This is a genomic window from Ruegeria sp. K5 (assembly GCF_056531805.1).
The window spans coordinates 1-6,098 of sequence record NZ_JBQFML010000024.1 but is presented as its reverse complement, the minus strand read 5'-3'; the positions used below and the strand labels follow the sequence as shown (position 1 = coordinate 6,098).

The 6,098-nt window shown below is 54.1% G+C and carries 8 protein-coding genes; 7 read left to right on the top strand and 1 reads right to left on the bottom strand.

Going from position 1 to position 6,098, the window contains the following annotated elements:
* Positions 1–118: 118 nt before the first annotated feature.
* The 7 genes from ACR0MO_RS21525 to ACR0MO_RS21495 all read left to right on the top strand — a co-directional run bounded on the left by ACR0MO_RS21525 (position 119) and on the right by ACR0MO_RS21495 (position 5,351).
* Positions 119–340: a hypothetical protein gene (locus ACR0MO_RS21525; protein ID WP_480893284.1), complete on the top strand. Its 222-nt coding sequence runs from the start codon at positions 119–121 to the stop codon at positions 338–340.
* A gap of 238 nt (positions 341–578) precedes the next feature.
* Positions 579–2,444: a ParB/RepB/Spo0J family partition protein gene (locus ACR0MO_RS21520; protein WP_480893282.1), complete on the top strand. Its 1,866-nt coding sequence runs from the start codon at positions 579–581 to the stop codon at positions 2,442–2,444.
* 50 nt (positions 2,445–2,494) lie between these two features.
* Positions 2,495–2,782, top strand: a complete 288-nt coding sequence (locus tag ACR0MO_RS21515) for a zinc finger domain-containing protein (RefSeq protein WP_480893280.1) — start codon at positions 2,495–2,497, stop codon at positions 2,780–2,782.
* A 446-nt stretch (positions 2,783–3,228) separates the two neighbouring features.
* Entirely contained in the window at positions 3,229–3,462 is a 234-nt protein-coding gene (locus ACR0MO_RS21510) for a FitA-like ribbon-helix-helix domain-containing protein (RefSeq protein ID WP_475214494.1), read from the top strand.
* Complete coding sequence (locus tag ACR0MO_RS21505; protein WP_480774403.1) at positions 3,459–3,881, top strand: PIN domain-containing protein; 423 nt, start codon at positions 3,459–3,461, stop codon at positions 3,879–3,881. The genes ACR0MO_RS21510 and ACR0MO_RS21505 overlap by 4 nt, the downstream gene beginning before the upstream one ends.
* A gap of 12 nt (positions 3,882–3,893) precedes the next feature.
* A complete protein-coding gene (locus ACR0MO_RS21500; protein WP_480893278.1) occupies positions 3,894–4,436 on the top strand; it encodes a hypothetical protein in 543 nt (180 codons plus the stop codon).
* A 717-nt stretch (positions 4,437–5,153) separates the two neighbouring features.
* Positions 5,154–5,351, top strand: a complete 198-nt coding sequence (locus tag ACR0MO_RS21495; protein ID WP_480774401.1) for a hypothetical protein — start codon at positions 5,154–5,156, stop codon at positions 5,349–5,351.
* 280 nt (positions 5,352–5,631) lie between these two features.
* On the opposite strand, the gene ACR0MO_RS21490 is transcribed toward ACR0MO_RS21495, so the two are convergent.
* On the bottom strand, positions 5,632–5,829 hold the full coding sequence (locus tag ACR0MO_RS21490) for a hypothetical protein (RefSeq protein ID WP_480774400.1): 198 nt from the start codon (positions 5,827–5,829) through the stop codon (positions 5,632–5,634).
* Between the last annotated feature and the right edge of the window lie 269 nt (positions 5,830–6,098).

Below are 6,098 nucleotides of genomic sequence, written 5' to 3'. Positions count from 1 at the left end.
CTGTTCTGCCAGCCGATAGATGTGGTCCATCTATCAGCTAACAGATCAGAAGGCCGCGCCCATTAGCGGATAGCCGGGAAACATCGGCAACCGCATCGCCACGAAAGAAAGAGTTGTCATGACTGAATATCGTCTTGGATCGTCAAGTTTGGTACACACACCCGGCCTAGTTGCTTGGGCTATCAATGGGTATCACTTCGCAGATGATCGCCCGACACTGTTGAACAGCATGTGTCTGAGCTTCCCGACCGTCCCACACACCGCCATCGAACAGCTTTTGTCCAAGTCCGTACCCTACACGGTCGAGGATGAAACGGTCGTTTTCAGCGTGGACGAATAGTCCGGTTCTGAAACGGCCAATGCGCAACTTGCGCACGAAAGGAGGTGAACACCATGAGCAATGAAACCCTGCAAAAGCGTATCGCTGAGGCGAAGGAGCTAATCAGGAAGGGCGACAATTTCCACATCGCGCGCCGCTTCCTGATCCAACACGGAGCCGACTAAACGGCCTCGCTCTACCCCGCAAAGGGGTAGGGCACCAATAACAAAAACTTAGCCACGAAACAAGGACTTGCCCAATGAGCAAACTCGAAACATTCACCGCACCGGAAACCATCGAAACCGTTGCCTTGTCCGATCTGTATCTGTCGGAAATCAACCCGCGTCAGGAAGTTGCCGACGAAGGTATTGCACTGCTGGCTGAAAGCCTCGTTATGTGCGGCCTCATCCAGAATTTGAGCGGGTTGCGCGACAAGGACGGTAAAGTCGGCATCGTCGCAGGTGGTCGCCGTTTCCGCGCCCTCAACATCGCCGTTACCGAACGCCCCGATCTGGCGCAGGTGCCGGTTAAAATCACCGATAACCCCTTTGTGGCCGAGCAATGGGCCAACGCCGAAAACACAGCCCGCGAAGAACTGGACCCGGTTGACGAAGTTCGGGCCTACGGAAAAATGGCCGACAAATCCCTGTCCGTTGCGAAGATCAGCAACGCATTTGGCGTGACCGAGGCTCATGTTCGCCGCCGCCTTGCGTTGGCCGGTCTGCCTGATCCCGTGTTAGTCGCGCTCAAAAGCGGCGAAATCAGCATGGGCATTGCCAAGGCTATGACTGTCAGCACCGAGGAAGAAAAGATTCTGAACGTGTTGGAGCAGGCAAAGGAAAGCCGTTGGTTCAGTGAATACGATGTTAAATCCGCGTTGACCTCGGAAGCAGTCAGTAGCGAAAATCGCAAGGCTGTGTTTGTTGGTCAGGATGCCTATGCTGCGGCTGGCGGCACGATCACTGCCGACCTTTTTGAGAATGAGACCCTGTTCAATGACGGGCAAATTCTCGAAACACTGTTTGCCGAGAAACTGGCCGAAGAAGCGGCCAAACTGCGCGAGGCAGAAGGTTGGGAGTGGGTTGAAACCCACACCGAAAGCTACATTCCCTATGGGTTTACGGAGGCGCAGGATTGGCAGCGGCTTGAAAAGGTTCGGTTGGTCTACACAGAGAAACAGGCCGAACGCTTTGATGAACTGGACGAGCTGCTACAGAACGAAGCCTTGGATGAGGATGGACAAGCAGAACTGGTGGCTTTGCGAAACCATACTGTCCCGTTTTACTCCGACGAACAGCGCAAGTTTGCGGGTGTTGTTGTCTACGTGGATGGTAATGGCGAAATCGCCAAATCATCTGCATATGTCGCGGCAGAGCATGTCGCAGCGGCAGTTGAGGCCGGTGTATTGGCCCCTGTCAAAAAAACCAAAGCTAAAGAGGAAGCCAAACCGGCATTCTCGCAGAAGTTCATTGACGACATGGTTGCTATCCGGTTGGCCGCTGTTCAAACCGCTTTGCTCGACAAACCGGACTACGTTCTAAGCCTGTTCGCATTCTACGCAACACCGGCAGCCGGTCTCTACAGCAGCTTGTTCGGGTTCGGCTATGGTGGGGCAGAAAAGAACAGCCCCGAGATTGACGACCAGTTTGACCTTGATCCTCGCCTTGGCGGTGAGCGGGATGAAGCAGCCGAACAAGCCTACAATCAGTTTCAGGAAATGGCTGGCAAAGGCAGTGTTGAAGCGTTCAAGGCATTCCGCGATCTGGGCAAGAAAACCCGTAATGGTGAAATCACCGCGTTTTTGGCGCGTCGTTTTACGACCCAGCGGGCCGACTTCATGGCCGAAATCATGGACGAAATTGGCGCTGATATGCGCTCAATCTGGACGCCATCAGAAACCAACTGCTTTAAGCGTTTGAAGGGTTGGCAGCTTGACGACCTCTATAAAGACCTTCTGGATTTGCACATGGACACCGAAGATTACCGCGCGTTCAGCACGTCCAAAAAGGGCAAAAAGAACGAAGCGATGCACAAGCTGTTCAACGACCCCGGACATCAGAAGGCATTGCGCGTCACCCCTGAGCAAAAAGCCCGGATCGACGCTTGGGTTCCTGAGTGCTTCTGAAATCAGCAGGGCAGGGCGCAACGCGCCCTGTCCATAGCAGGGGGAAACCTATGATTGATTTCACTGCCTATAGTCATCCTGTCCTGGCTGTCGCCTGTCCCGACTGCCGCCAGCGCGCCGGTTCCATGTGCAAACGCCCCAGCGGTCACGGAGCCAGCGACTTCCATAAAGCCCGTAAGGTTGAGGCTGACCGGATATTTGTCGAACAGCACGGGGAGAATGCCAGCATAGACAAAGGCCCGAATGGTTGGTGGATCGACCCTAGATGGCCGAGTCCCAACGGGACCGACAACAATCAACCGCCCGAAGTTAAGCCCAAACAACTTTCATTGTTTTAGGTGAGTTATGACAGATTCAATCTACCAAACCCCCGGTACTCGCGTCAGGTGGGGTAATGTTCGGGAATGGTGCTTGGCAGCTTTCCAACTGGACCGCCGCCGTTCCTCAGAAAAACGAAACCGCGATCTGACGACCCATAGCGGATGTATGCCGCTTTCCATGATCTACGCAGAGACCGACATCGAGGCCATCGAGACCGCGTTGTATCTTTTGAAGTATGGCCCGTCTTATCTTTGCAGACCTACGCGCGGCAACCGAGCCGCACACCCGTCTACTCCTGTTATCGTTGCCCTTAATAACAGAGCGACAGTGTTAAAGCGCGAGGCTGATACCATTCCGCATGGGGACAATTGGAACGCAATGAAAGTGTGATAGCAATCTTGTTATATGCTTGCACTGCTATCATATAAACGGTATGCTATCACTACGAAATATGGAGGATGAAATGGCAAATCTGACAGTCAGAAACCTATCTGATGACGTTCACAGTCGCGTTCGGTTTGTCGCGGCAGAACGTGGCATCAGCACGGAGGAAGCTGCTCGGCAACTTCTCGATGAAGCGTCTCGACCAGCCGAAAAGGTTGGCGACGTGATTGTTGAATACGTGCAGGGCCTTAATGCGTTCTTGCCTGATATTGAACGCAGTGACGACAAAGCAGAACCGGCGGACTTCGGGTGATTATTTTAGACACAAATGTACTGTCCGACCCCATGAAGGAAACCCCTTCGCAGGCGGTGATTGGGTGGTTGAATGCGCTGCATAGCGCGCAGTTTTACACCACGACAATCACCATCTTTGAGGTACGATATGGGATTGAACTACTGCCTGACGGCAAGCGGAAAGCTGCGCTTTGGAAAGGCTTCGACTTTACGCTAGGCCGTCTCTGCGGCAACCGGATTTTGCCATTCGACCGTGCGGCTGCGGAAGCCCTTGCGACCATGCAAGCCGAAGCGAAAGCCTATGACGTGAAGTTGGCAGACGCGCAGATCGCGGCGATTGCAAAGACACACGGTTTTTCTGTAGCAACTAGAGACGTGAAGCCGTTTCAGTTCTTAGGCGTCAATGTTTTGAATCCTTGGGATCACCCATCCGATTGAGGGACTGAAAGAATGACAAAAGCCACCGCCGTAACAAAGGTTGAAAAAGCCGCCCGCCGCGTCTGGAAGTCCGCGCAAATGTATATTGCGTTCCACAAGGACCAGAACAAACGCCAACGCGACGAACCGAAGTTCTGGCCGCCGAAGAACGGCAGCGCGTCAATTCATGGTGCCCCTGCCGAGCAAGAGGCCATTGTTGTGGTCAAAGCCGCCGACCCAGAAGATACCCAAGATGTGCAAATCAAGCTGCATCCCAATCGGATTGTTGTGCGCCGCGATGCTGAAATCTGGTGGCAAGGGGTTGCTGTTGATGACCATTCTGTAACTGTCAGAATGGCAGACGGCACAATCATTGAGGTTCACCATGATGGTTCTGTCAAACGCCGTGCCGCTGAAGATGAAACCCATGTCGAAGCGGACGGCAGTATCTTCAAATGGACTGAACACGCTGAAACAACAATGACAGGTGACGGGATCGAGATGACCCGCCGCACCGAAGATCGAATTACTGCGATCACCTATGACGGCGTTGTCGATCGGGCGCGCGACCGTTAGCCTCAACGAGCTTTTTTGTTTTCCTCTCGTGGCGAGAGACCTTGGCCCGCTTCGGCGGGTCTTTTCTTTTTTCGTAGTCCTGGCTTCGACGTGCCGTTGTTGTCCCTTGGCACCTGGGGCCACGGCCCCATGTGCCGGCGCGACTGGTCGCTTCGCTTTGACGGCCGCCACGGCGGCCGGCACACCAGCGCCGCGTTGCGCCTGGCGCTGCCCGGGCAGATCGCGTCCGGCTGTTAACCTGGCCCGCGACACGCGGCCCAGGGCCGGACGGCCCAGCCTTTCGCCTACGCCATCGAGAAAGGGCGACTTGCACCGCCAATGCGCCCAATATCTATGTTCTGCAGGTCATTCCGCTTCGGGAAAGCCACCAGCTCGCGGATCTGCGCACAGAGCTAGTGTCAGATCGAGGTGATGTTGCCGCGTTTTCCATTGTTCAGGTGTTCCGCTCGCAGCGGGCCCAGAAGTTCTTGCCTTTCACTCGGTCTGACAGCCTCAAACCCGTTGCCAGTGAAGATCCTCGTTCACGTGTTTCTTTCAAGATGAACATAATCGGGCAGTCGGAGTAGCCGCGCAGCCCCCGTTCCGGGCGCTCCGCTTCAACAGGTAATTTCCCCTGCGCTGATCGCGCATTCCTCGCGGGACAAATTACCTGCTGACAACTCCTTTATGCCCGCTTCTTGCATGTTCATCGAAACACTCAAAAACGAGGATCAAACAATGGCAACTCAAACTCTGAAACTGAACGTCAAAGCCGGTGAAAAAGATGGCAAGAACTTCTGGAACCGCTGCGGTGTCGCCTTTGTAAACACCGATGATCACGGCAACATCACCTCGATCCAGGTCAAGCACGATATGTTCCCCGGCGTCGAAATGGTGGCTTTCCCGAAGCGGAATGACGACGACGAGCAGAACTGAGGGAAGGGCAGGGCGGCGCAAGTCGCCCTTTCCTTTGCTCCGGCTCCAGGCTGGTCGGTCTCGCACACGAACCCGTGACGCTTTGGCGCTCATTTTCGCCTTGTTTGTAAAGGCTGGCTGTTCTACCTGTGGCTGAGTCAGGAATTACTCTGACACTCACGGATAGCCGCTGCAGCTCGTTTGCGTTTCCCCCTCGGAGTGCGCCCCAATTGCTTCCCCCAAGCATATCGGGCAGAGCTGTAGCGGCTTGCACCGCCACAACTTTGTACAGTAGCCCCAGCTACACACAGCCAGTCGATTTTGCATACACAATGCTCTTGTCGTGACCAACTGTGTCAGTCACCACAAGCTCAACTTCAAAACCTTCCCCATCAAAAAATAGACCGTCACCGAGTCGCGGTTTAGCTTCAAACGTGCGTGTAATTTCGTCTCTTGAGCCGTTCGCTCTTTTCAAAATCACCTTAAAATCTTCAGTCATAATCAGTTACTCCTATAAAATTATGCAGTAGTATTTATCTCCAAAGCTCAGCGAAATTGCCGTTTTTGCTTAGAAAAAACGTGTTTGAGCCAACTTTTTTGTAAGCAATGCGGTTTGGTGTTTGCCTTTGGTTTAACCAGCTCTGACTAGAGTAGTTGGGCAAATCCCGCGCCTATGGGCGCGTGACCGCGTGCTAGTCGGACGCCGGCAGACCGGCCTCCGACCCGAACCAATCAAGTGCGATCTCCCTGTGGCCCAGGTGCGGATAA